Genomic DNA, 23267 nt, shown 5'->3' with positions numbered 1-23267 from the left:
TATGGTCTACGCTGGTAAAAACGGGGCAAAGTCCGCCTTGCCCCGAATCGAGTGCCCGAACCCGACCTGAGGAGTGACACTCCCCCTCGATGGACGATCCGTCCGGTAGTACCTGCGCCGCCTCGCTTCCGACCTCCGGAAGGCAGGCGGCACTGTGATCACCGCCTGGCTGCTGTTGCTCGCAGCCGTTCTCCTGATCCTCGCCAACGGCCTGTTCGTGGCCGCCGAGTTCGCCTTCGTGACCGTCGAGCGCAGCGAGGTGGAGCGCTCCGCCGAGGCGGGCGACGCCAAGTCCCGCCGCGTCGGCAGGGCCCTGCGGCACCTCTCCTTCGAGCTCTCCGGCGCCCAGCTCGGCATCACCGTCACCTCGCTGGTGGTCGGCATGCTCGCCGAGCCGGCCCTGTCCACCCTGCTCGCACCCGTCATGTCCGCCATCGGCGTGCCCGACTCGGCCGCCCGCGGGGTCTCCGTGGTCGTCGGCATGGTGCTGGCCACCGTCGTCCAGATGGTGATCGGCGAGCTGGTGCCGAAGAACTGGGCGATCTCCCGCCCGCTCCAGGTGGCCCGCGCGGTCGCCGCCCCGCACATGGCGTTCTCCTTCGCCTGCCGCCCGCTGATCAGCTTCCTGAACGGCGCCGCCGACCGGACCGTCCGGGCCTTCGGCATCGAGCCGCAGGAGGAGCTGGGGCACGCCCGTACCCCGGACGAGCTGGTTTCGCTGGCCCGCCACTCGGCCAAGGCCGGCGCGATAGACGAGGAGTCGGCGACCCTGTTCGTCCGCACCCTGGCCCTGAGTGAGCTGACCGCCGAGTCCGTGATGACCCCGCGCGTGGACGTGGCCGCGCTCCAGCGCAACGCCACCGCCTCCGACGTCATCAACCTGACCCGGGCCACCGGCCTGTCCCGCTTCCCGGTCTACACCGGCAGCCTGGACGAGGTCACCGGCATCGTCACGCTCAAGGACGCCCTGTCCGTCCCGGCCGACCGGCGCGGCCTGGTTCCGGTCGGCGAGCTGGCCTCGCCGCCGCTTCTGGTGCCCGAGACGCTGCCCGCCGAGCGGCTGCTCGACCGGCTGCGCCGGCTCCAGCCGATGGCCATCGTGGTCGACGAGTACGGCGGCACCGCCGGCGTCGTCACCGTCGAGGACATCGTGGAGGAGATCGTCGGCGAGGTGCAGGACGAGCACGACCCCGAGGACCACCCCGAGCTGCTGCCGCTGCCGCCCGTCGACGGCCTGCCGGTCTGGGAGGCCGACGGCCGCGCCCGGATCGACCAGCTGGAGCGGATCGGCCTGAACGCCCCGGACGGGCCGTACGAGACCCTGGCCGGCCTGGTCTCCGACCTGCTCGGCAAGCTCCCCGAGGTGGGCGAGCGGGCCGAGCTGCCCGGCTGGCGCTTCACCGTGACCGGTGTCGACCGCCACCGCACCACTGCGGTCCGGGTGGAGCGCACCACCGCGCCCGCGCTGTTCGACGAGGACCGGGAGGAGAGCCGGTGACCGCCCTGCAACTGGCCGTCGCGCTGCTGCTCCTGCTCGGCAACGCCTTCTTCGTCGGCGCCGAGTTCGCCGTGGTGTCGGTGCGCCGCAGCCAGATCGAGCCGCTCGCCGAGGCCGGGCACAAGCGCGCCCGCACCGTGCTGCACGCGCTGTCCAACGTCTCCGCGATGCTGGCCGCCGCCCAGCTCGGCATCACCGTCTGCTCGCTGGGCCTCGGCGCCCTCGCCGAGCCGACCATCGCCTCCCTGCTGGAGGGCCCGTTCCACGCGATCGGTGTCCCGTCCGGCCTGATGCACCCGCTCTCGTACGGGATCTCGCTCGCCGTCGTGGTCTTCCTGCACATGGTGATGGGCGAGATGGTGCCGAAGAACATGGCCATGGCCGGCCCCGAGCGGGCCGCGCTCTGGCTCGGCCCGCCGCTGGACCGGCTGGCCCGCTGGCTCACCCCGGTGATCCGTGCGCTGAACGCCTTCGCCAACGGCGTCCTGAAGCTCTTCCGGGTGGACGCCAAGGACGAGGTCGAGTCGGTCTTCACCACCGAGCAGCTGATGTACCTGCTGGCGGACTCCCGGGACGCCGGCCTGCTCGACGAGAGCCGCCAGGAGCGCCTGGAGGACGCCCTGGAGCTGGGCCGCCGCCCGGTCACCGAGGTGCTGCTCAAGCCCGAGCAGCTGGTCACCGTGGACACCAAGGCGACCGCCGCCGAGGTCGAGGAGCTGGCGCTGCGCACCGGCTTCTCGCGCTTCCCGGTCACCGACGGGGACCCGGCCGGCCACGGCTACCTCGGCTACGTCCACCTCAAGGACATCCTCGACGTGGACGACCCGTCGGCGCCCGTCCCGGCCCGCCTGTGGCGGCCGATCACGGTGCTGCGCGGCAGCCTCCCGCTGGACGACGCCCTCGGGGCGATGCGCCGGGCCGCCTGCCACCAGGCCGCCGTGCTGGACCAGGACGGGCGCACGCTCGGCGTGGTCATGCTGGAGGACGTGCTGGAGGAGCTGGTCGGCGAGATGCACGACCCGGACCACCGCGCCACGGCCTGACGACCGCCCTCGCGCGGGCCCTCACCGACGAGCGTCCGCCCCCGGCGATTCTGCTGACAGCAGGCAGCCGTTCCATGCCCACCACCCTGGCACCAGGGTGGTGGGCATGAGACTTCTCCTGCTGGGTGGAACCAAGTTCGTCGGACGGGCCGTCGCGGAGGAGGCGCTGGCCAGGGGCTGGGAGGTGACGGCCCTCAACCGCGGCACGCGGCCCGCGCCCGAGGACGTCCGGCAGCTGACGGGCGACCGCACCGCCGAGGACGGCCTCGCGGCGCTCGGCGCGGGGGAGTGGGACGCGGTGGTGGACACCTGGTCCTGGGCGCCCGCGGCGGTGCGCGACAGCGCCCGCCTCCTCAACGGCAGGGTCGGCCACTACGCGTACGTCTCCAGCCGGTCGGTGTACGACTACCCGCTGGTGCCAGGAGCCGGCGAGGCGGCGCCGGTGGTCGACTCCTCCCCGGACCTCACCGGTGAGGTGCCCTACGCCGAGACCAAGCGCGGCGCGGAACTGGCGTTGGAGGCGGAGTTCGGCGGGGGGGCGCTGCTGGCCCGCGCCGGGCTGATCATCGGCCCGTACGAGGACATCGGCCGGCTGCCCTGGTGGCTCAACCGGATCGCCGAGGGCGGCCCGGTGCTCGCCCCGGGCCCGCACGAGCTCCCCCTCCAGTACATCGACGTGCGCGACCTCGCGGCCTGGACCCTGGACGCCGTGGTCGCCCGGCTCGGCGGCCCGTACAACCTGGTCGGCCCGTCCGGCCACGCCACCATGGGCGCGCTGCTGGAGGCCTGCGTACGGGCCACCGGCTCGGACGCCGAACTGTGCTGGACGGACCCGGAGCGGATCCTCGCGGCTGGCATCGAGCCGTGGACCGAGCTGCCGATCTGGCTGGCGCCCGGCGAGCTGTACGACTTCCTGCACACCGGCTCGGTCGAGCGCGCGCTGGGTGCCGGGCTGCGCTGTCGCCCGGTCGCCGAGACCGTCGAGGACACCTGGGCCTGGCTGCGGTCGATCGGCGGCAGCGCGCCGCAGCGGGCCGACCGGGCCACGGTCGGGCTGGACCGGGCGCGGGAGGCCGCGCTCCTCCAGGGCTGAACGGTTTGCCCGCCCGCTTGCCCGCCCGCCCGCGGCCGCCGATCGGCCCCGGCCGTCGCTCAGCCCCGGCCGTCGATCAGCTCCCCGTACGCCTGGACCAGGTCCGGCAGCCGCAGGGTGGCCAGGTCCTCCCGGCCCGGCGGCTCGCGCAGCAGCGACAGCCGCAGGTCCCGGTACGCGCAGGACTTCTCGTACAGGGTGCGGATGAAGCGGCCGTTGCCCAGCTCGTCGATCCAGCCCTCGCGCACGACGTGGGTGCAGATGCTGGCCAGTTCCTCGGCGGCGTCCTCGTCCCAGCCGTCGCCGTCCCGGCCGGCCAGCGCCGCGCCGATCGCGGTCAGCTCGTCGGGGCGGTAGCTGGGGAAGTCGACCCTGGTGGTGAAGCGGGAGTTGAGGCCGGGGTTGGTGGCGAGCAGCCGGTTCATCCCCTCGGGGTAGCCGGCCAGGATCACCACCAGCCGGTCCCGGTTGTCCTCGGCGCGCTTGAGCAGCACCTGGAGCGCCTCGTCGCCGTACGCGTCGCCCTTGGTGTAGCCGGAGTTGGAGAGGCTGTACGCCTCGTCGATGAACAGCACGCCGTCCAGTGCGGAGTCGATCAGTTCGTTCGCCTTCACGGCGGTCTGGCCGAGGAACTCGCCCACCAGGTCGGCACGTTGGGCCTCCACCAGGTGCTCGCCGGAGAGCAGCCCGAGGGCGTGGAAGACCCGGCCGAGGATGCGGGCCACGGTCGTCTTCCCGGTGCCCGAGGGGCCGGAGAAGACGAAGTGGCGCTTCGGCGGCTGGACCGGCAGGCCCTGTTCGGCCCGCAGCCGGGACATTCTCAACTGGGCCGACAGCGCCCGTACTTGGCGCTTGACCGGCTCCATGCCGACCATCAGCGAGAGTTCCGTCAGGGCCGCGTCCAGCTCCCGCTCGTCGCCGCCGGCCCGGGGCTCGGGCACGGCGGCGGCGCGGGGCTGCGCCCGGCCGACGGCGGGCAGTGACGGTGGTACGGCGGCGCCGCCGGGCAGGGCGCCCGAGCCGGAGCGCTCCCCGGCGGCCCGCGGCGCGCCGTCGGCCGGCGAGCCGTCCAGCAGGGCGCCACCGGTCAGGCCGCCACCGTTCAGGGCCCCGTCCGCCGGGGGGCCGTCGACCGGTCCGGCGTCCACCAGCCCGGCGTCGACCAGTCCGGCCTCCGACAGGGTGGCGTCCACCGAGGGCCCGCCGTCGGGGAACCCGCCGGTCGGCACGGTGTCGTTCGACACCCCGCCGCCGGAGGCGGTCGCGCCGCTCGGCCCGCCCGTCGCGTCCCCGAACTCCCCGCCGTACCCGGGCAGTCCGGCGAACCCGGCCTCCTCCGGAAACCCGGCGCCGACACCCGGCCCGCCCGGTCCCGCGGCGTCGCCCGCACCCGGGCGCCCGCCCGTCGGCAGCCCGTCCGCGAGCACGTCGGCGAGTCCGTCCGCCAGCCCGTCCTCGGCCGAGATGGCCGCCAGCCGGGCCGCGGCGTCCATGAACGCCGGATCCGCCCGGTGCACCGCCCGGTAGAGCGGCAGTGCCGCGGCGCTGCGCCCGGCCCCCTCGTACGCCCGGGCCAGCCAGTACCGCAGCTCCTTGCGCTGCGGCTGCTCGGAGCGGCAGCGGGCCAGCGAGGCGGCCAGCGGGGCCTGCGCCTGGGCGCACATGTCGAGGCGCACCCGCGCCATGCCGGCGAACAGCCCGGCCTCGATGCCGAGCAGCGGGTCGTCCAGCAGCCGGTCGGTGTCCCGGATCAACTGCTCCCAGTCCTTGAGCAGGTAGGACCGGCAGGCGTACAGGAAGCGGGCGGACGGGTCCTCGCCGGGTGCCGGGCACTGCTCCAACGCCCCGTCCAGCTCGGCCAGGTGGCGGCCGTCCAGCCAGTGCGAGGCGTGTGCCAGCGCGAGGTCGCGGGCGTCCTCCAGCACCGGCTGGACCCACCAGCCCAGCCAGTACCAGGAGCTGAGCGGCCGTCGGTGCAGCCGCCGCTGCTCGCCGAACCGCTTCTGGTGGCGGTACATGGCCAGCAGGGCGGCCGAGGTATCGCTGCGCAGCGCGTGCAGTCCGAGCCAGGCGTCGGCCATGCCCGGGTCCAGCCGGACGGCGGCCCGGAACTCCTCCTCGGCCCGGGTGTACGCACCGGCCGTGTACGCGTCCATGGCGCGCAGCCAGGCGCGGTCGGCGAGCCGGTCCGGCCCACCCGCCGTGCTGTCGGAACTGTCCACCGTCGTCACTCACGCCCCCCGCGGTGCGGCCGGGGCTCGGCCGGCGAGTCGCCTGCGCCCAGCCTGGCCGGTGGTCGTCGACCCCCTGTCGCGCATATGCGCCTGCCAGGAATCGTACCGGCGCGGGGCTGATCCGGAAGGGTGCCGTACAGGGTCAAATGTGAACGCGCGAGCGGCTCTTGAGCGCTCGGACGAGGAAACGGGCGGTGGGGGAGCGAGTTTCGGAAACGGACCGGACGGCGCCCCCGGCTCACGGGGGAACAAGCCGAGGACGCCGGGTCCGAGGCGGCCGGAAGCCGTGGTTCCGGCGGCTGGGGAGAACCTAGATCCTGGCGACGTCGCAGGTCAAGGCGATGGTTGAATGTTCACCCACGGTGCCCGGGGCGATCCGGCCGGTCACCCCGTCGACCCGCGTCGCGGCGTACGGACGGCTCGGATCGGCGGCGAAATGCGCCGATTCGGCCCGGGCCCAGCCCGCCCAGAACTCGGCCAGATCCGGACCGTCCCGCTCCTCGCCGCGCCGCCGGGCCGAGGCCGCGTCCAACTCCATCCAGACCACCCGGGCCAGCCAGGGCCGCACCGCCCGCCGCCCGGCGCCGACCCCCTCCACCAGCACCACCGGGGCGGCCGGCACCCGCGCCGTGCCCGCGAAGCGGCGCAGCGTCCAGTCGTACACCCGGTACTCGGCGTCCCGCCCGGCCGTCAGTGGCTCCAGTACCTGCTCGCGCAGCCGTCCGGTCCAGCCGAAGAGCTCGCTGTGGGTGGCCAGGTCGTCGAGATGGACCACCGGGGCCCCGCCGAGCGCCGCCGCCAGCCGTCCGGCGAAGGTGGTCTTGCCGGAGCCCGCGTGCCCGTCCACCGCGACCAGCCGCACCGGCCCGCAGGAGGGCGGCAGCGCGCGCAGCTCCGCCGCGAGCGCGGTCAGCCGGTCGTCCGGAGCGGGCCGGGGGAGGGGCGGAAAGGGTTCGGATGCAGCCACAACGTCAACCCTACGGTGCCGTAGCCCGCCACTGCGGACAGATCATCTGTGCAGGTCGTGACGCCGACGCGGGTTTCGGGCATACTCGCCTTCGCCACGACTGTGAACGGCCGTTCACCGCAACCCGGTGCCGGTCGGTCCGACCAGCCACACCCCCGCCGGGTCAGCCGACACCTCGGTCCGGCGCCCGATCGAGGAGGCGACCACCGCCATGACCCCCTCCCCTGTGAAAGCCGTGGAGCGCCAGCTGCCCAGCGAGGAGGCCCGCGAGCTGCTGAGCCTCACCCGCGACCTGGTCCAGCGCGAGCTCCAGCCCCGTGCGGCGGAGGACGAGGCCGCGGGCCGCTTCCCGCGAGAGGTCTTCCGCACCCTCGGCGAGGCCGGCCTGCTCTCCCTCCCGTACGACGAGAAGCACGGCGGCGGCGAACAGCCCTACGAGGTGTACCTGCAGGTGCTGGAGGAGCTCGCGGCCGGCTGGCTGGCCGTCGGCCTCGGCGTCAGCGTGCACACCCTCTCCTGCCACGCGCTGGCCACCTTCGGCACCGACGAGCAGCGCGACACCTGGCTGCCCGCCATGCTCTCCGGCGAGCAGCTCGGCGCCTACTGCCTCTCCGAGCCGCAGTCCGGCTCCGACGCGGCCGCGCTGCGCACCCGCGCCGACCTCGACGGCGACGCGTACGTGGTGAACGGCACCAAGGCCTGGATCACCCACGGCGGCCGGGCCGACTTCTACAGCGCCCTGGTGCGCACCGGCGGCGACGGCCCCAAGGGCATCAGCTGCCTGCTGGTCCCCGGCGACCAGCAGGGCCTCTCGGCGGCCCCGCCGGAGCACAAGATGGGCATGCGCTCCTCGCCGACCGCGCAGCTGCACTTCGACGGCGCCCGGGTGCCCCGCGAGCGGCTGATAGGCGAGGAGGGGCAGGGCTTCCAGATCGCGCTCGCCGCGCTGGACTCCGGTCGCCTCGGCATCGCCGCCTGCGCGGTAGGCGTCGCCCAGGCCGCGCTCGACCTCGCCGTCGACTACGCCCGCACCCGGCGCCAGTTCGGGCGCCCGATCGCCGAGTTCCAGGGCCTGTCCTTCATGCTCGCCGACATGGCCACCCAGATCGAGGCCGGCCGCTCGCTCTACCTGGCCGCGGCCCGGCTGAAGGACGCCGGTCGGCCGTTCTCCAAGGAGGCGGCGATGGCCAAGCTGTTCTGCACCGACGCGGCGATGCGGGTGACCACCGACGCCGTCCAGGTGCTCGGCGGCTACGGCTACACCCAGGACTTCCCGGCCGAGCGGTACATGCGCGAGGCCAAGGTGCTGCAGATCGTCGAGGGCACCAACCAGATCCAGCGGCTGGTGATCGGCCGCCACCTCACGAAGGCCTGAGGCCTTTCCTCCACACGGCCTCCGGCCGTCACTCCAGGGTGCGGAGTGACGGCCGGAGGCGTTCCCGGTGGCGTGTCAGCTCGCCTTGGCGGTGCGGCCGGCCAGCGCCGGACGGCGGCGGCGCTGCTCCGGGATGGCGGCCCGCAGCGCGGCGACGGTCGGGACGGCGGGCGCCGCCGGAGCGGGGGCGACCGCGGCGAGCCGCACCGGCCGGTGCGCGACCGCGTGCGAGAACGGCTGCGTCCGCCAGTCCAGCCCGCTCGGGAGCTTGAACAGCGCGTCGAACCGGGCCGGCTCGGCGTCCTCCGGGACCTCGACCTCGGCCAGGTCGTCCGTCGGCGTGCCGGAACCCGGGCAGATCGCGGGGGAGAAGGGGTTCCAGGCGGTCGGCAGCAGCGCGTGCTGCGGCAGCCGCTCCTCGTCCGCGACCAGGGCGATCGGGCGGCGGCACTCGGGGCAGTCGACCCGGAAGATGTCCCAGTTCTCCGCCTCGCCCGGGTCGGTGCCCGGCATGTGGTCGACCGCGAGGCCCTCGCGGTCGGTCATATCGTCGGTCTCGTCGGCGCCCAGCACGCGCTGGTCAGTAGCAGGCATGAGGATCCCCCTAGGATCGGGCCCGGCGTGGTCATCCAGGGCCACAACCAGCAATTCCCTGTGATCCGGACTCATAACCCTGCGCTCCCGTGCACCGTGATGCACCGGGTGTGTCCTTGGCCACACCGGATGCCACATTCGCCCGGCATGTGCCCGCCCGGCACCTGCGGTCCTGTCCTGTGCCACCGCGTGCGCCCCCCGTGCTCCCGACCGGGTAGGTTTGCGCACTGTGGAGGATCTCGACCAACGCATCGTCCAGCTGCTCCTCGAAGACGGCCGGATGAGCTACACGGACCTGGGCAAGGCCACCGGCCTGTCCACCTCGGCGGTGCACCAGCGGGTGCGCCGCCTCGAACAGCGCGGGGTGATCCGCGGCTACACCGCGATCATCGATCCCGACGCCGTCGACCTGGCACTGACCGCGTTCATCTCGGTCAAACCCTTCGACCCGAGCGCCCCGGACGACACCCCCGAGCGGCTGGCCGGCCTGCCCGAGATCGAGGCCTGCCACAGCGTCGCCGGCGACGAGAACTACATATTGAAGGTCCGCGTCGGCGCCCCCGGCGACCTCGAGGACCTCCTCGCCCGCATCCGCAGCGCCGCCGGCGTCTCCACCCGCACCACCGTCGTGTTGTCCACCCCGTACGAGGCGCGCCCCCCGAAGCTCTGAACCGCGGGCCGGTCTCCGCGGAGGAACCGGTGACGTGCAGACTTGGCCGCATGACCGAACGCAATCTCCGGACCGTCCTGCTGCGCGGCGGCGCCGTCTACAGCCCCGCCGACCCCTTCGCCACCGCGATGCTCGTGGAGGGCGAGCACGTCGCCTGGGTCGGCAGTGACGGCGCCGCCGAGGCGTACGCCGCGACCGCCGACGAGATCGTCGAGCTGGACGGCGCCCTGGTCACCCCCGCCTTCGTGGACGCCCACGTGCACGCCACCGCCACCGGTCTGGCACTCACCGGTCTGGACCTCACCGGCAGCCCCTCGCTGGCCGCCGCCCTGGAGGCCGTCACCGCTTTCGTGGACGCCCGGCCCGAGCCCGGCGGGGTGCTGATCGGCCACGGCTGGGACGAGACCGGCTGGCCCGAGGGCCGCCCGCCCACGCTGGCCGAACTCGACGCCGCCGCCCGCGGTGCCGCGCTCTACCTCTCCCGCACCGACGTGCACTCCGCGCTCGCCACCACCGCGCTGCGCAGCCTCGCCGAGGGACTGGCGGAGGCGCCCGGCTTCGATCCCGAGGGCCCGCTCACCAAGGACGCCCACCACGCCGTCCGGCAGACCGCGCTGGCCCACCTCACCCCCGAGCAGCGCCGCCGCGCCCAGCGCGCCACCCTGGCCCGCGCCGCCGAACTCGGCATCGGCGCCCTGCACGAGTGCGCCGGCCCGGAGATCTCCTCGGAGACCGACCTGGCCGCCCTGCTGGCCCTGGCCGCCGAGCACGAGGGGCCCGAAGTCTTCGGCTACTGGGGCGAGTTGGGCGGCATCGACACCGCCCGCAGGCTCGGCGCGGTGGGCGCCGGCGGAGACCTCTTCGTGGACGGCGCGCTCGGCTCGCACACCGCCTGCCTGCACCAGCCTTACTCCGACGCGGAGCACACCGGCACCGCCTACCTGACCGCCGAGCAGGTCGCCGACCACGTCGCCGCCTGCACCGAGGCCGGGCTCCAGGCCGGCTTCCACGCCATCGGCGACGCGGCCGTCGCCGCGGTGATCGAGGGCGTCCGGGCGGCCGGCGCCCGGGTCGGCGCCGACCGGGTCAAGGCCCTGCGCCACCGCGTCGAGCACGCCGAGGCCCTGGACGACGAGGCCGTCGCCGCCTTCGCCGACCTCGGCCTGACCGCCTCCGTCCAGCCCGCCTTCGACGCCGCCTGGGGCGGCCCCGAGGGCATGTACGTCCAGCGCCTGGGCGCCGAGCGGGCGGCCGCCCTCAACCCGTTCGCCGGGCTGCTGCGGGCCGGCGTCCCGCTGGCCTTCGGCTCGGACGCCCCGGTCACGCCGCTCGACCCCTGGGGCACCGTACGGGCCGCCGCCTTCCACCAGACCCTGGACCACCGGATCTCGGTGCGGGCCGCCTTCACCGCCCACACCCGGGGCGGCTGGCGCGCCATCGGCCGGGACCAGGACGGCGTCCTCGTCCCCGGCGCGGTCGCCAGCTTCGCGATCTGGGCGGCCGGCGAGCTGGTCGTCCAGGCCCCGGACTCCCGGGTGGCCGGCTGGTCCACCGACCCGCGCTCCGGTACCCCCGGCCTGCCCGACCTGACCCCGGGCCACCCGCTGCCGACCTGCCTGCGCACCGTGGTCCGCGGCCGCACGGTGCACCAGCGGTAGACCCCGTGGAGCGGCGGGCCGCCGAGTCCTAGGTTGACCACCATGACCGAACCGGTGCCCGCCGACTTCACCGTCCCGCGCGACCTGCTCGCCCCGGAGTTCGGCCTGGAGCCCCTGGGCGAGCGGCACAACGCCTCCGACCGCGCCCACCTGGACGCGCCGCTGTACCGCGCCGTCTCCGACTGGCTCACCGACCGGTGGCCCCCACGGGAGTTCCGCTACGCCCCGCGCTGACCCCGGATGCCGTACCACCGGTCACTCCCGGGTCCGCGCCGACCGGTGGGACGGCCGTACCACCCTCACCTCACGGGGCACCGACGTTCCGGGGTACCTTCTTCGCACAGCGTCCGAACAGCAAGCCCCAGGAAGATGGTGCGCCGGTGGCCACTCCCGTCACCCAGGAACGGTCCGAGGCCGTCCCCGAGCCGCAGGAGCCGGCGCCCCGACCGAGCCGCGGAGCCCGCGCGCTCGCCAAGGTCCGCGCCGGGCTGCCCCGCACCGGCCTCGCCGCGCTGGCCGGCCTGCTGCTGGCCCTCGCCTTCCCGCCGTACGACCTGTGGCCGCTGTCGCTGCTCGGCGTCGCCGCGCTCTCGCTGCTCACCCGGGGCCGCACCTTCCGCCAGGGACTGTGGACCGGCTTCGTCTTCGGCCTGCCGTTCTTCCTGATGCTGCTCAGCTGGCTGCGGGTGGTCGGCTGGGACGCCACGATCGGCCTGTCCGTCGTGGAGGCGCTGTTCCTGGCCCTGCTCGGCGGCGCGCTGGCCGTCACCTCCCGGCTGCCCGGCTGGCCGCTCTGGGCGGCCTGCCTGTGGATCACCCAGGAGTGGGCCCGGGACCGACTGCCGCTCGGCGGGTTCCCCTGGGGCCGGCTCGCCTTCGCCAACACCGCCACCCCGTACACCCCGCTGGCCGCGCTCGGCGGCGCCCCGCTGGTGACCTTCGCGGTCGCCCTGTCCGGCGCCCTGCTGGCCTGGGCCGCGCTGCGCCTGCGCGGGCCGGCGAAGGCCCCGAAGGCCGCCGCGCTGGCGGCGCTCGGCGCGGTGGCCGCGCTGCTGGCCGGCTACCTCGTCCCGGTGCCCACGGCCGCCGCCGACACCGTCAAGGTCGCCATCGTCCAGGGCAACGTGCCCAACCCGGGCATGGACTTCCTGGGCCGCCCGATGATGGTCCTCAACAACCACGCCTCGGCCACCGAGCGGCTCGCCGCCGACATCAGGGCCGGCAAGGTCGAGCGCCCCGACATCGTGATCTGGCCGGAGAACTCCTCCGACCTCGACCCGTTCAGCGACCCGCTGGCCCGCAGGCGGATCGACGAGGCGGTCAAGGCGATCGGCGTGCCCACCTTGGTCGGCACCCTGGTGGACGGACCGGACGCGCAGCACGTCCAGAACGAGGGCATCGTCTGGGACCCGGTCACCGGCCCCGGCGCCTCCTACACCAAGCAGCACCCCGTCCCGTTCGGCGAGTACGTCCCCTTCCGCGCCCAGCTGATGACGGTGATCACCCGCCTCCAGCGGGTCGCCCGGGACTTCTACCCCGGCGACCACAACGGCGTGATGCAGCTCGGCCCGGCCCGGATCGGCGACGTGATCTGCTTCGAGGTCGCGTACGACGAGATCGTCCGCGACACCGTGGACAGCGGCGCCCGGGTGCTGGTCGTCCAGACCAACAACGCGACGTACGCCAAGACCGGCCAGCCCGAGCAGCAGCTGGCGATGAGCCGGCTGCGGGCCGTCGAGCACGGCCGGGCGGTGCTGATCGCCGCCACCAGCGGCATCAGCGCGGTGATCGCTCCGGACGGCAGCGTCCAGCAGCGCACCGAGGAGCTGACGGCGGCCGAGCTGTCGGCCACCGTCCCGCTGCGCGACGGCACCACGGTGGCCGACCGGGTCGGTGCCGCCCCGGAGTGGACGCTGGCCCTCGGAGGCCTGCTGGCCTGCGGCGCGGCCGTGCTCATCGGTCGCCGCAAGAAGGACGCTGCCGGAACACCGGCCGAGTAGGAATCGTTGGACCAGGTGGTGCCGTAGCCGGCCCGGACCTCCCGTGCGGCGCGCAGAGCACCGCCTGGAGTGGATTCGTACCGTGACCCAGCAAGCTACCCCCACCCGTCCGGCCCCGCGTAGCAGGCTCCGCCGGGTGCTGCCGCTGCTGATCACCGCCTGGCTGGTGCTGGAGATCTGGCTGCTGGTCCAGGTCGGCTCGTGGCTGGGCGGCTTCACCGTCCTGCTGCTGCTCATCGGGGGCGCCCTGATCGGCGGCTCGCTGATCAAGCGGGCCGGTCTGAAGGCGTTCTCGGCGGCGGTCGAGCAGAGCAAGAACCCGCAGTCCGAGCAGCCGCAGACCGGCACCAGCATGACGGTGCTGGCCGGCGTGCTGCTGATCGTCCCCGGCTTCCTGTCGGACCTGGTCGCCCTGACCCTGGTCCTCCCGCCCACCCGGGCGCTGTGGCGGGCGGTCGGGCGCCGGGTCGCGGACAAGGCGCTGCGCAGCGCCTCGCCGGCCGGCGCCGACCCGTTCGCGGACGCGATGCGGCTCCAGGAGCAGCTGCGCATCCACCGCCCGGACGGGAAGGTGATCCAGGGCGAGGTCGTGGACCAGGACTCCGGCCCGCGCGGACCGCAGGGCCCGGACACCACCTACCGCCCGCCGATCTCGGGCTGATCCGACCCGTTCCCACCGGGCCGCCCGGGGCGCACGCCGCCCCGGGCGGCCCGTCCTTCGCCCGGCGACGGCTCCCGGCCCGTGCCGGACAGCCGACCGGGACCGGACAGCGGCGACCGGGAGCGGACAGCGGACCGGCCGGGCAACGCGAAAGGGACCCTGGTCACCAGGGTCCCTTTTCGCGTCCTCCCGCTCGGGGCGGGAGCGAGGTGTCAGGCGCTCTTACGGGTGTCCCGCGGGTGCACCGCGAGGTTCATCCCACCGGAGCGGAGCACGGCCAGCCGTTCGGCCAGCACCTCCTCCAGCTCCTCGCGCGTCCGGCGCTCCATCAGCATGTCCCAATGGGTGCGCGTCGGCTTGATCTTCTTCTCCTCCGGCTCGTCGCCGTCGAGAAGCGCCGCCTCCTGGCCACAGAAGCGACATTCCCAGGTCGCGGGGATCTCCGCCTCGACCGAGAAAGGAACCTCGAAACGGTGTCCGTTCTGACATGCGTACTCGACGGTCTGGCGGGGAGCCAGATCGATACCACGGTCGGTCTCGTAGCTAGTGGCCCCGAGTCGCGTGCCGCGGAGAGCTCGCTCGCTCATGAATCGTGCCTCCCGGGCTTATGGCCCACAGGACTAGTGGTCGCTGTTCTTCGTCGTTCGGTCAACGCTCGGCTTCCGACGAAGATTCCCGTCCCGGGACATGCGTCGTCTGTAGTGCCGCCCCTGTTTGTACCCACCTGCGCCCGATTTGTCACATCTGACCGGTGATATCACCCCAGGTGTCACCTATTTCACAACTGGTGATCGGGCGGACTTTCCGTGACGAGCCTACCGGGACGGGTTTCGACGGCGAGGGCCGCCCCCCGGGCGGAGGCCGGAGAACCGGCTCCGGGAGGCGGGTCGGCCTGGTGGTCAGGAGATCGGCCGTGGGCGGATCATCGGCTCGCCCTTGGCCAGCTCGACCGGGTGGGCCGCGGCGGCCGGGTCGGCCGCGGGGACCGTCGGCGGGTGCTCCGGGCGGGGCGGCACGGCGGCGGCCTCGGTGCGGGTGTCCCGGTGCGGCAGCAGGGCGATCACCGCGTCCCGCAGCGGCGCCGGGGCCTCGTCGTCCAGTGGGTCGACGGTGGCGGGCACCTGGAGCCGGACGGGGGCGCCGTTGCCGATCCGGGCGTAGCCGCGGCCGATCGGGGCGTGGGCGGCGGGGGCGATGTCCAGTGGCGCGCCGAGCGCGTCGTGCGCCTCGTCGGGGCCGGCCGGGCCGAGCACCACCCGGGCCCGGGTGGTGGCGCGGACGGTGGCGGTGATCCGGTCCCGGGCGTCGAGGTCGTCGGCGACCACCACGGTGACCCGGGCGGCCCGGCCGTGCCGCAGCGGGAGCTCCAGCAGGTCCTGCGGGTCGGGGCGGCCCTCGGCCCGGGCGAGCTCGCTCAGCTCGGTCGGGTGGTCCAGCAGCAGCCACAGCGGCCGGGTGACGTCCTCGGGCGGGGCGCTGCCCGCGTGCCGGGCGGCGTTGAGTGCGGCCAGCCGGCGCTCGGTCTCGCCGACGGCCCAGTCCAGGGCGGCGAGCGCGCCGTGCAGGCTGGTCTCCACGGTGTGCACGCCGGGCCGGTTCACCAGGCAGGCGTGCTCGCCGGTGCCCGCACCGTCGACCACCACCAGGTCGGCGTACGGGAGGGCCTGGAGCGCGACCGAGCGCAGCAGGCTGGAGGTGCCGTAGCCGGCGACGCCGAGCACCAGCAGGTGCGGCTCGGAGGAGCGCGGGCCGGTGCGCCAGACCACCGGCGGCTGCTGGACCGTGGCACCGCCCCGGGTGACCGGGATGGTCCGGGCGGTGCCGTCCTCGTCGGTGAAGCCCAGCACGATCTCGCCGGGCGCGGCCACGAAGCGCTGGGCGGCGATGTCGGCCGGGAGCGGGGCGAGCGCGACGATCCGCAGCCGGTTGGACTCCTCGTCCCAGTCGAAGCGGTACTCGCGGGCCCGGCCGGCCTTCCCCTGGACCACCTGCTCGATCCGGGCCCGGGCGGTCGGCTCGGTGTCGGTGAAGTAGGCCGGGTAGCTCATGTCCAGCCGGGCGAGCCGGCCCTCGCGGTCGAACTCCCACGCGCTGAAGGCGTTCTTGTGGCTGCCCGTGAAGTGGTACAGCGGGTTGGCGTCCTCGGGGCCGCACAGGTACGGGGTGAGTGCCGCGTAGAGGGCCGCGAGCTTGACGTCGGCGACGTCCGGTGCGGGCGGTGCGGGCGCCGCCTTGGGGGGCCGGCCGGCCCAGGCGGCGCTGGCCATCAGGGCGATCAGGGCGAACAGCAGGCCGTGCGGCAGCAGGTAGACGCCGATCAGCAGGGCGGCGGTCAGGAACAGCGTCGGACCGCGGCGATCCTTCGGGGTGTCCTGCCAGCGGGCCTTGGCCCAGTCGACGTGGTGGCGCAGGCCGCGGCCGATGACGGAGAGCGGGGCGAACATGTCGGAGGCGTGGTCCCCGGCGGTCCGGGCGATCGCGCGGCCCTTGCTGAAGTTGCGGTGGAGCGGCATTCCTTGACTCCCCGGGCGGTGGGACGGGTGGGGTGGCGCGGGTGCGGAACGACGGGGCCCGGGGCGGTGGGACCCGCGCCCGGGCCGGTACGGGGGAGGACGGGGCTAGAACTTGATGCCGCTGAGCAGGCTGGCGAGACTGGCGCCGCCCGCGGTGATGCTCGGTGCGATCGAGGAGCCGGCGATGTAGAAGCCGAGGAGGGAGCAGACGATGGCGTGGGAGACCTTTAGTCCGTCCCTGCGGAAGAAGAGAAAGGCGATGGTGCCGAACAGGACGATGCCGGAAATCGAGAGGATCACGTTCCGCTCCTCAGGAAGGGGGACAAGCAGGGGTGCTACGGAAAGTGCACTAATCGTGACAAAAAGTAATAGATGATGGAACGGCGCAAATGGGTGGTTCTGCCGTTCAATACCGTTCCGGCGGCCGGGCCGCGGTATGCGGACCGGCCGGGGTGGGGGCCGGGCGTCGCGGGGATTCGGTGTGCCGAGACATTCCCGGGCGGCGGGCGGGAAGTTTCCGGGGGGTCCGGGAAGTTCGCTCGAATGGCTGCGCGACGCGCGCGGTCGCGTGTCGTGGCGGTCGCGGGCCGTCATCCGGATTCCGGACGCCCGCTGGTCCGCGCCGGCAGCGGCCGTTACCGTGCCCTGGGTGCAGTCCCTCCGACCGCCCGACGATCCGACCGGAAAGGCCGCCGCCATGACCGACGCCGCCAGCCGACAGCCCGCCGACGCCCCCGACGCCGAGGTGATCGCGCTCGCCGGGAAGCTCTTCGACGCCGCCCGGGCCGGGGAGACCGACACGCTGTCCGCCTACCTGGACGCCGGCGCCCCGGCGGACCTGACCAACGGCCGCGGCGACACCCTGCTCATGCTGGCCGCCTACCACGGCCACGCCGCCACCGTGGCGGAGCTGCTCCGGCACGGCGCCGACCCGAACCGTGCCAACGACCACGGCCAGACCCCGCTGGCCGGCGCCGTCTTCAAGGGCGCCACGGACGTGCTCGACGTCCTGCTGGCCGGCGGCGCCGACCCGCGGGCCGGCTCCCCGAGCGCCGTGGACACCGCGCGGATGTTCGGCAAGGACGACCTGGTCGCCCGGTTCGAGGTCGGCTGAGCGGGGACCGTAGGCTCTTCGAGCATGAGCACCAGCACCACCCAGGACATCGGCACCGTCGAGTTCCGCATCACCGGCTACGCCCACCCCGACGCCCAGGCCCTGTCGGCGGAGGTGCAGCAGGAGTACGTCCGCCGCTACGGTGACCCGGACGAGACCGTCATGCACCCCGAGGACTTCGAGGCGCCGGCCGGACTGTTCATGATCGCCTACCTGGACGGCCGCCCGGTCGCCTGCGGCGGCTGGCGGGCCAAGCAGGCCGGCCCGGACGACCTGCGCGACGGTGACGCCGAGGTCAAGCGGATGTTCGTGATCCCCGAGGCCCGCGGCCGCGGCCTGGCCCGCGCGGTGCTGCGCCGCCTGGAGCGGACCGCGGTCGAGGCCGGGCGGGGCCGCTTCGTCCTGGAGACCGGCACCGAGCAGCCCGAGGCCGTCGCGCTCTACCAGTCCGAGGGCTACGCCGCGATCCGGAAGTTCGGCATCTACAAGGACCACCCGCAGAGCATCTGCCTGGGCAAGGAGCTGACTCCGGCGGTCTGAGCCCCCGCCGCGCGGGGAAGGCTTCCCTCGGCCAGGGGCGAGGAGGGGACGGATGAGTCGGCGAGCACCTGGACCCGGGGCGCCCGGAGCGGACCGGCTCCCCGGCCTGGCCGCGCCCGGCGGGGAGCTGGACCGGCTGGTCGGGGACGGCGTCCGCACCGTCGGGGCGGGTGCCGTCTGGGCGGTCGGCGATGCCGGCGGCACGCTCGGCGGGGGTGCCCACGGCGTGCTCGGCCAGGGCCCGTACGCGCGGCTGCGACCCGGGCCGGACACGCTGTACGATCTCGCCAGCCTCACCAAGGTCGTCGCGCTCTGGCCCTGCGCTGGGGTGCTGTGGCAGTCCGGCCGGCTCCCGCTGGACGAACCGCTCGGCCGCTGGTGGCCGCCGGCCGCCGGGCGCCCCGCCGGGGCCGTCACGGCCCGTCAACTCCTCGCCCACACCGCGGGGATGCTCCCGTACACCCGCTTCGAGCAGCTCTACGGGCGGAAGTCCGCGGCGATCCGGGCCGGGGTCCTCGCCGCGCCGCTGCACCGGACGCCGGGCACGGTCGTGGAGTACACCGACCGGGCCGCCGTCCTGCTCGCCCACCTGGTGGAGGACCTCGGCGGCGCGCCGCTGGACGAGCTCGCCGCGCGCCTGGTCTGGGCGCCGCTCGGCATGGCCGACACCCGCTACGGTCCGCTCGACGCGGCGCTCGCCGTTCGTACCGCGCCCACCGAGTACGAGGAAGCGGCCGGCACCCACCTGTGCGGCGTCGTCCACGACCCCTCCGCCCGGCTGCTCGGCGGGGTCTCCGGCAACGCCGGGGCCTTCTCCACCGCCCGCGACCTCGCCCGCTTCCTCACCGCGGTGCTCGCCCCGCCGCCCGGGCTCCGCTGGGGCGGGGCGTGGATCGAGGAGTCGCTGCGCGAGCAGACCGGCGGCCTGCTCCCCGCCCGCGGCCTGTCCTGGCTGTACGCCCCCGGCACCGACCCGGCCGAGGGCACCTTCGTCCACTACGGCTTCACCGGCACCGGCTTCTGGGTCTCCCGGCGGCTCGGCCGCTGGGCCCTGCTGCTCACCAACAAGGTGCACTACGACCGGGGCATCGAGCGGCTCACCGAACTGCGCAACGCCTTCCGGCGGGCCGTGTTCGGCTGACGCGCGTCCGAGGCAAGCCGGCGGCACCCATTCGGGTGGATTCGGCGCGAACCGCCGTTTCGCGGAGGGGGATTGCGGCAGATTGTCCTCCGAGAGCGGCAGTCGGCGGAGGAGGCGCGATGACGGACACCTGGGCACTCTCGGAGCAGGAGTGGCTCGCCGGGCTGGTGCGCGCCTACGTCGGGTGCAGTGTGCTGCTCACCGACGAGGCGGGCAAGATCCTGCTGCTGAAGGCCAGTTACCGCGACCAGTGGCAGTTCCCCGGCGGCGGGATGGACCCGGGGGAGGGTCCCGCCGAGTGCGCGGCCCGCGAACTGTACGAGGAGACGGGGCTGTTGGCCGGTCCGCTGCGGCTGCTCGTCGTGGAGTGGCGCGACGCGATCCCCGACCAGGGCGAACACGCCCACCCCGCCGTGCAGTTCATGTTCGACGGCGGAACGGTCGCGGCCGGCGCGGTGATCCGGGCCCAGGCCGAGGAGATCGCCGACCACGGGTACTTCACCCCGGCCCAGGCGGCCGTCCTGCTGCAGCCCGGTGCGGCACGCCGGCTCACCGCGGCCCTGGAGGCCCGGCGGACCGGCGCCGCCGCGCTGCTGCACTCGCCCGGGTACGTCGGGTGAGGGCCGGTCAGAGCAGGGTGCTCCAGTAGTACCAGAACCGGTTGAGGATCAGCAGCGCGATCACCGCCGCCCACAGCACCGGCAGCGCCCAGTGGTACCGGGCCGCCTCCCGGACGGCCGCTCGCAGCCCCGGGCCCACCGGGATCACGCCCGAGCGCAGGTTGTGCAGCGTGGTGTACCAGAACAACACCACCACCGTCGCCCACACCACCATGCAGTACGGGCAGAGCGCGCCGATGTCGTACAGCGCCTGGTAGATCAGCCAGTGCGCGAACACCACGCCCACCGCGGTGCCCGCGTTCAGCCCCAGCCAGAACCAGCGCCGGTACGCGGCACCGGCGACCAGCCCCGCGCCGATCGCCGCCAGCGCGCCGAAGGCGGCCAGCCCGAGCAGCGGGTTCGGGAAGCCGAAGACCTCCGCCTGCTCGGTGCGCATCACCGAACCGCAACTGATGATCGGGTTGATGTTGCAGTTGGGGACGTAGGAGGGGTTCTCCAGGAGGCGGAGCTTGTCGAAGGTCAGGACGGCCGAGGCGGCCAGCCCGACCAGCCCGCCGAGGAACAGCAGGAAGGCGTAGGCCCGGCCGGCGGCGACCGGGGCCCGGCCGGCGTCGTCGGGGGCGGAGCGGGACGGGTGCACGGTGGTAGCAGCGGACATGGCAGCACACTCCGATGGCTGGCTGGGAGGAGCCGGCCCGGCCGGGAGTCGGCCGGGCCGGGTGGTGCCGTACGTGCGGGGCCGCGGCCTACTGGAGGCCGGCGGCCTGCTTCACCTGCGCGGTGAACTGCTCGGGCGAGACCGAGGCGTTGCCGGCGAACAGGTTGATCTGCTTGCCGTCGACCTTGACGGTCGGCGTGCCGGTCACCCCGCTGTCGTTGAACGCGTCGGAGACCTTGGCCGCCCACGGGGCGTAGGTCCGGTCGGTGACCGCCTTCACGAAGGCGTCCGTCTTCAGGCCCGGCACCTGGCCGGCCAAGTCCAGGATGTGGTTGACGTCGCCGAAGGCGTCGCTGCGCTCGTCCGGCTGGTTGGCGTACAGCACGTCGTGGAACGCCTTGAACTGGTCCACGCCCTCGTTCAGCGCGGCGCCGACGGCGGCCAGCGCGGTGCGCGAGCCCTTGCCGCCGAGGTTCTTGTCCAGGAAGGCCGCCAGGTGGAAGTCCACCTTGATCTGGCCGTCCTCGGTGAGCTTCTTGACGGTCTCGCCGTTCGCCGCCTCGAAGTGCTTGCAGACCGGGCAGCGGAAGTCCTCGTAGATCTCCATGGTGTGCGGGGCGTCCGCCTTGCCGTAGGTGACCACCGTGCCGTTCGGGCCGGAGGCGTTGGCGGGCACGACCAGCGGAGCCGAGGCGGCGGCGGAGGACTTGTCGTTCTTGTCCGAGGCCGAGCCGATCGCGACGGCCACGCCGCCCGCGAGGGCCAGGACGACGACGGCGGAGACCGTCACCACGATCCGCTGACGACGCTTGGCGGCCTGCTTCTCGCGGCGCTGCGCCTCCTGGATCCGCTCACGGGCACTGACGCGCTTCTTGTTCTTGTCCTGCGACATGGGGAAGTCAACTCCTGTACGCGGCGCGCGGGTGCGCGCGGGGAGCCGCACCGGGTGCGGCTTGGTCGGTGAACGCGGGAGTCGTGCGCACTGCCTGCGGGCGTGCCGGGGCCGTTCGGCCGGGTACGGGGGGATCAGCCGGGAGAGGTGATCAGCAGGCAGGCGCGAAGGCGGGCGGGCCGCGCCGGGGCGCCGGGCTCAGCACCACGTCCTCGCGGCGCGGCCGGGCACGGTCCGACTCCGGCAGCGGCACCCGCAGCACCGGACGCACCGGAGCCGGGACCAGCAGGACGACCAGGGCGTGCAGCGGGGCGGCCAGCGACTGGCGCAGTGCGCACAGCGCCCGGGCCAGGCCCGACAGGGCGGCGTCGCCCATCCGCAGCCAGGCCGAGGCGGCCAGGGCGATCACCACGTGCACCAGCAGGAGCAGCAGCTGGGTCGCGGCGGGGGCCAGCTGCCCGGCGTGGCCCAGCGGGCCTGCCAGCAGTGAGCCGTCCACCGAACCGCCGCCACAGACCAGCAGGTTCACCCCGCGTGCGGGCACCTGACCGGTCAGCACCGGCGAACAGCCGGCTTGGCCCAGGTTGAACGTGGTGTTGAGCAGCAGCTCGACCGGCACCATCACGCCGGAGATGTGCAGCATCCGCCGCTCCCCGCCGGCCAGCACGGCGGCGACCAGGAAGACGACGGCACCGGCCGAGGCCACCAGCGTCAGCGGCAGCGGGCGGCCCGTGATGACGACCTGGCCCAGCGCGGCCATGGGCACGGCGAGCGCGGTGAACACCGCGGCCCGCAGGGCCCTGGTCGTGGGGGAGGAGGTCGTCACGCTCCGGAGTATGTCATGGGGTCCGCGCCCGGCACGAGGGCCCGTAGGTCCCTGGTGCGGCTGACGCGCGCTCAGTAGCCTGCGAGGTCCGCCACGAGTTCGGCCGGGGATCACCCGCCGGGTTGCCGCCCGGTCGACAGCGGCCGTCCGCGGATTAGTCTGGAAGACGTTCCCGCTGACCCGACGAGGGGGCGAGCGCGCATGGCGAGACCCGATCCCACGGTGGGGGAGGTGCTGCTGGCCCGCATCGGGGCGCAGACGGCGGAACTGGCCGGCCTGGACGACGCCGTCCGGGCGGACGAGCCGGACGCCGTGCACCGGATGCGGGTCGCCTGCCGCCGGCTGCGCAGCGCCCTGCGGACCTTCCGACGGCTGTTCATCCCCGGTGCCACCGACGAGCTGGTCGCCGACCTGCGCTGGCTCGCCGCCGCCCTCGGCGCGGCACGGGACCGCGAGGTGCTGGCCGAGCGCCTGGCCGCCGAGGCCCGCGAGCTGCCCGCCGAGTGCGAGCCGCAGCGGGTCGCCGCCGCGCTGGAGCGGTGGGGCCGGGCCGAGTACCGCGAGGTGTGGCCCGAGGTGGTCGCCGCCCTCGACAGCCCCCGCCGCCGCGCCATGGGCGAGGCCCTCGCCACCCTGCTGGCCGACCCGCCGCTGCGACCGCGCGCCGCCCGCAGCGCGGTCCCGGAGCTCTCCCGGATCGCCGCCCGCGAGCAGCACCGCACCGCCGAGCGCGTCCGCACCGCCCTCGCCGCCGCCCCCGCGGACCGGGCCGTCGCCCTCCACCAGGCCCGCAAGGCGGCCAAGCGCGCCCGCTACGCCGGCGAGACCGCCGCCGCGGCGATCGGCGCCCGGGCCGAGCGCTACGCCCGGCGGATGAAGGCCGTCCAGGACGTCCTGGGCGAGCACCAGGACGCGGTGGTCGCCGCCGGCACGCTCGCCGCCCACGCGGCGGGCAGCGGCGAGCCGTTCGGCTACGGGATCCTGTACGGCCGCCAGCTGGCCACCGAGGAGGCCGCCCGGCGACGGCTGCCGGACGTCTGGCGGCGGGCGGGCAAGCGCAAGCTGGCCCGGTTCGGCTAGCCGGTGACTTCGCACATGGGGTTTTAGGTCTCCAGCCAGCGGGGTCGGGTTTCGTCGGTACCGAGGAGTTCGAGCAGGTGTGCTTGGACT

Annotated in this window: 23 protein-coding genes; 14 read left to right on the top strand and 9 right to left on the bottom strand. The window is 74.4% G+C overall.

Translation table 11 applies throughout. From position 1 onward, the window contains the following. The first annotated feature begins 154 nt into the window (after positions 1 to 154). The 3 genes from ACWDBB_RS32010 (at position 155) to ACWDBB_RS32000 (ending at position 3634) form a co-directional block, all read left to right on the top strand. On the top strand, positions 155 to 1498 hold the full coding sequence (locus ACWDBB_RS32010) for a hemolysin family protein (RefSeq protein WP_449792907.1): 1344 nt from the start codon (positions 155 to 157) through the stop codon (positions 1496 to 1498). Continuing rightward, on the top strand, positions 1495 to 2541 hold the full coding sequence (locus tag ACWDBB_RS32005; RefSeq protein WP_449792906.1) for a hemolysin family protein: 1047 nt from the start codon (positions 1495 to 1497) through the stop codon (positions 2539 to 2541). Before ACWDBB_RS32010 ends, ACWDBB_RS32005 begins: the two co-directional genes overlap by 4 nt. A gap of 106 nt (positions 2542 to 2647) precedes the next feature. Next, a complete protein-coding gene (locus ACWDBB_RS32000; RefSeq protein ID WP_449792905.1) occupies positions 2648 to 3634 on the top strand; it encodes an NAD-dependent epimerase/dehydratase family protein in 987 nt (328 codons plus the stop codon). Between the two features lie 59 nt (positions 3635 to 3693). On the opposite strand, the gene ACWDBB_RS31995 is transcribed toward ACWDBB_RS32000, so the two are convergent. Further along, positions 3694 to 5856, bottom strand: a complete 2163-nt coding sequence (locus ACWDBB_RS31995; protein ID WP_449792904.1) for an AAA family ATPase — start codon at positions 5854 to 5856, stop codon at positions 3694 to 3696. 322 nt (positions 5857 to 6178) lie between these two features. Then, positions 6179 to 6835, bottom strand: a complete 657-nt coding sequence (locus ACWDBB_RS31990) for a uridine kinase family protein (protein ID WP_449792903.1) — start codon at positions 6833 to 6835, stop codon at positions 6179 to 6181. 211 nt (positions 6836 to 7046) lie between these two features. Between ACWDBB_RS31990 and ACWDBB_RS31985 the strand changes: the two genes are divergently transcribed. Next, on the top strand, positions 7047 to 8210 hold the full coding sequence (locus tag ACWDBB_RS31985; RefSeq protein WP_449792902.1) for an acyl-CoA dehydrogenase family protein: 1164 nt from the start codon (positions 7047 to 7049) through the stop codon (positions 8208 to 8210). Positions 8211 to 8285: 75 nt separating this feature from the next. Here ACWDBB_RS31985 and ACWDBB_RS31980 read toward each other — a convergent pair whose 3' ends face one another. Then, complete coding sequence (locus ACWDBB_RS31980; protein ID WP_449792901.1) at positions 8286 to 8804, bottom strand: hypothetical protein; 519 nt, start codon at positions 8802 to 8804, stop codon at positions 8286 to 8288. A gap of 229 nt (positions 8805 to 9033) precedes the next feature. On the opposite strand from ACWDBB_RS31980, the gene ACWDBB_RS31975 reads away from it, so the two are divergent. From ACWDBB_RS31975 to fxsA, 5 genes are all read left to right on the top strand, one after another. Beyond that, entirely contained in the window at positions 9034 to 9474 is a 441-nt protein-coding gene (locus ACWDBB_RS31975) for an Lrp/AsnC family transcriptional regulator (protein ID WP_045694655.1), read from the top strand. Between the two features lie 50 nt (positions 9475 to 9524). Continuing rightward, positions 9525 to 11132, top strand: coding sequence for an amidohydrolase (locus ACWDBB_RS31970; RefSeq protein WP_449792900.1), 1608 nt, complete (start codon positions 9525 to 9527; stop codon positions 11130 to 11132). A 42-nt stretch (positions 11133 to 11174) separates the two neighbouring features. Next, positions 11175 to 11366: a hypothetical protein gene (locus tag ACWDBB_RS31965; protein ID WP_449792899.1), complete on the top strand. Its 192-nt coding sequence runs from the start codon at positions 11175 to 11177 to the stop codon at positions 11364 to 11366. A gap of 146 nt (positions 11367 to 11512) precedes the next feature. Continuing rightward, entirely contained in the window at positions 11513 to 13132 is a 1620-nt protein-coding gene (gene lnt / locus ACWDBB_RS31960) for an apolipoprotein N-acyltransferase (RefSeq protein ID WP_449792898.1), read from the top strand. 82 nt (positions 13133 to 13214) lie between these two features. After that, entirely contained in the window at positions 13215 to 13793 is a 579-nt protein-coding gene (gene fxsA / locus ACWDBB_RS31955; protein ID WP_449792897.1) for an FxsA family membrane protein, read from the top strand. A gap of 212 nt (positions 13794 to 14005) precedes the next feature. On the opposite strand, the gene ACWDBB_RS31950 is transcribed toward fxsA, so the two are convergent. The 3 genes from ACWDBB_RS31950 to ACWDBB_RS31940 all read right to left on the bottom strand — a co-directional run bounded on the left by ACWDBB_RS31950 (position 14006) and on the right by ACWDBB_RS31940 (position 16606). Then, positions 14006 to 14380, bottom strand: a complete 375-nt coding sequence (locus ACWDBB_RS31950) for an RNA polymerase-binding protein RbpA (RefSeq protein WP_049655293.1) — start codon at positions 14378 to 14380, stop codon at positions 14006 to 14008. A gap of 312 nt (positions 14381 to 14692) precedes the next feature. Further along, a complete protein-coding gene (locus ACWDBB_RS31945; protein WP_449792896.1) occupies positions 14693 to 16306 on the bottom strand; it encodes a hypothetical protein in 1614 nt (537 codons plus the stop codon). Positions 16307 to 16411: 105 nt separating this feature from the next. Next, positions 16412 to 16606, bottom strand: a complete 195-nt coding sequence (locus ACWDBB_RS31940; RefSeq protein ID WP_392879911.1) for a hypothetical protein — start codon at positions 16604 to 16606, stop codon at positions 16412 to 16414. A gap of 397 nt (positions 16607 to 17003) precedes the next feature. On the opposite strand from ACWDBB_RS31940, the gene ACWDBB_RS31935 reads away from it, so the two are divergent. The 4 genes from ACWDBB_RS31935 to ACWDBB_RS31920 all read left to right on the top strand — a co-directional run bounded on the left by ACWDBB_RS31935 (position 17004) and on the right by ACWDBB_RS31920 (position 19721). Beyond that, complete coding sequence (locus ACWDBB_RS31935; protein WP_449792924.1) at positions 17004 to 17420, top strand: ankyrin repeat domain-containing protein; 417 nt, start codon at positions 17004 to 17006, stop codon at positions 17418 to 17420. A 24-nt stretch (positions 17421 to 17444) separates the two neighbouring features. Then, positions 17445 to 17960, top strand: a complete 516-nt coding sequence (locus tag ACWDBB_RS31930) for a GNAT family N-acetyltransferase (protein ID WP_449792895.1) — start codon at positions 17445 to 17447, stop codon at positions 17958 to 17960. A 52-nt stretch (positions 17961 to 18012) separates the two neighbouring features. Next, complete coding sequence (locus tag ACWDBB_RS31925) at positions 18013 to 19101, top strand: serine hydrolase domain-containing protein (protein ID WP_449792894.1); 1089 nt, start codon at positions 18013 to 18015, stop codon at positions 19099 to 19101. A gap of 119 nt (positions 19102 to 19220) precedes the next feature. Next, entirely contained in the window at positions 19221 to 19721 is a 501-nt protein-coding gene (locus tag ACWDBB_RS31920) for an NUDIX domain-containing protein (RefSeq protein ID WP_449792893.1), read from the top strand. Between the two features lie 7 nt (positions 19722 to 19728). Here ACWDBB_RS31920 and ACWDBB_RS31915 read toward each other — a convergent pair whose 3' ends face one another. The 3 genes from ACWDBB_RS31915 to ACWDBB_RS31905 form a co-directional block, all read right to left on the bottom strand. Further along, on the bottom strand, positions 19729 to 20379 hold the full coding sequence (locus ACWDBB_RS31915) for a vitamin K epoxide reductase family protein (RefSeq protein WP_449792892.1): 651 nt from the start codon (positions 20377 to 20379) through the stop codon (positions 19729 to 19731). 88 nt (positions 20380 to 20467) lie between these two features. Continuing rightward, positions 20468 to 21271, bottom strand: a complete 804-nt coding sequence (locus ACWDBB_RS31910; protein ID WP_449792891.1) for a DsbA family protein — start codon at positions 21269 to 21271, stop codon at positions 20468 to 20470. Positions 21272 to 21422: 151 nt separating this feature from the next. Continuing rightward, positions 21423 to 22097, bottom strand: coding sequence for a hypothetical protein (locus tag ACWDBB_RS31905; protein ID WP_392879896.1), 675 nt, complete (start codon positions 22095 to 22097; stop codon positions 21423 to 21425). Between the two features lie 201 nt (positions 22098 to 22298). Here ACWDBB_RS31905 and ACWDBB_RS31900 point away from each other — a divergent pair, with 201 nt between their 5' ends. Continuing rightward, positions 22299 to 23177: a CHAD domain-containing protein gene (locus ACWDBB_RS31900; RefSeq protein WP_449792890.1), complete on the top strand. Its 879-nt coding sequence runs from the start codon at positions 22299 to 22301 to the stop codon at positions 23175 to 23177. Positions 23178 to 23267: the final 90 nt, after the last annotated feature.

It is taken from the genome of Kitasatospora sp. NPDC001095, from assembly GCF_053598615.1.
The sequence above is the reverse complement of the archived record's forward strand: the minus strand, read 5'-3'. Positions and strand labels throughout refer to the sequence as shown.

Excerpts from the sequence above, each read along its gene's own strand:
- ACWDBB_RS31910 (WP_449792891.1), bottom strand. The coding sequence starts at position 21,271 with ATGTCGCAGGACAAGAACAAGAAGCGCGTCAGTGCCCGTGAGCGGATC.
- ACWDBB_RS31970 (WP_449792900.1), top strand. The coding sequence starts at position 9,525 with ATGACCGAACGCAATCTCCGGACCGTCCTGCTGCGCGGCGGCGCCGTC.
- ACWDBB_RS31915 (WP_449792892.1), bottom strand. The coding sequence starts at position 20,379 with ATGTCCGCTGCTACCACCGTGCACCCGTCCCGCTCCGCCCCCGACGAC.
- ACWDBB_RS31985 (WP_449792902.1), top strand. The coding sequence starts at position 7,047 with ATGACCCCCTCCCCTGTGAAAGCCGTGGAGCGCCAGCTGCCCAGCGAG.
- ACWDBB_RS31900 (WP_449792890.1), top strand. The coding sequence starts at position 22,299 with ATGGCGAGACCCGATCCCACGGTGGGGGAGGTGCTGCTGGCCCGCATC.
- ACWDBB_RS31935 (WP_449792924.1), top strand. The coding sequence starts at position 17,004 with ATGACCGACGCCGCCAGCCGACAGCCCGCCGACGCCCCCGACGCCGAG.
- ACWDBB_RS32000 (WP_449792905.1), top strand. The coding sequence starts at position 2,648 with ATGAGACTTCTCCTGCTGGGTGGAACCAAGTTCGTCGGACGGGCCGTC.
- ACWDBB_RS31950 (WP_049655293.1), bottom strand. The coding sequence starts at position 14,380 with ATGAGCGAGCGAGCTCTCCGCGGCACGCGACTCGGGGCCACTAGCTAC.
- ACWDBB_RS31945 (WP_449792896.1), bottom strand. The coding sequence starts at position 16,306 with ATGCCGCTCCACCGCAACTTCAGCAAGGGCCGCGCGATCGCCCGGACC.
- ACWDBB_RS31920 (WP_449792893.1), top strand. The coding sequence starts at position 19,221 with ATGACGGACACCTGGGCACTCTCGGAGCAGGAGTGGCTCGCCGGGCTG.
- ACWDBB_RS31965 (WP_449792899.1), top strand. The coding sequence starts at position 11,175 with ATGACCGAACCGGTGCCCGCCGACTTCACCGTCCCGCGCGACCTGCTC.
- ACWDBB_RS31925 (WP_449792894.1), top strand. The coding sequence starts at position 18,013 with ATGAGTCGGCGAGCACCTGGACCCGGGGCGCCCGGAGCGGACCGGCTC.
- ACWDBB_RS31980 (WP_449792901.1), bottom strand. The coding sequence starts at position 8,804 with ATGCCTGCTACTGACCAGCGCGTGCTGGGCGCCGACGAGACCGACGAT.
- ACWDBB_RS31930 (WP_449792895.1), top strand. The coding sequence starts at position 17,445 with ATGAGCACCAGCACCACCCAGGACATCGGCACCGTCGAGTTCCGCATC.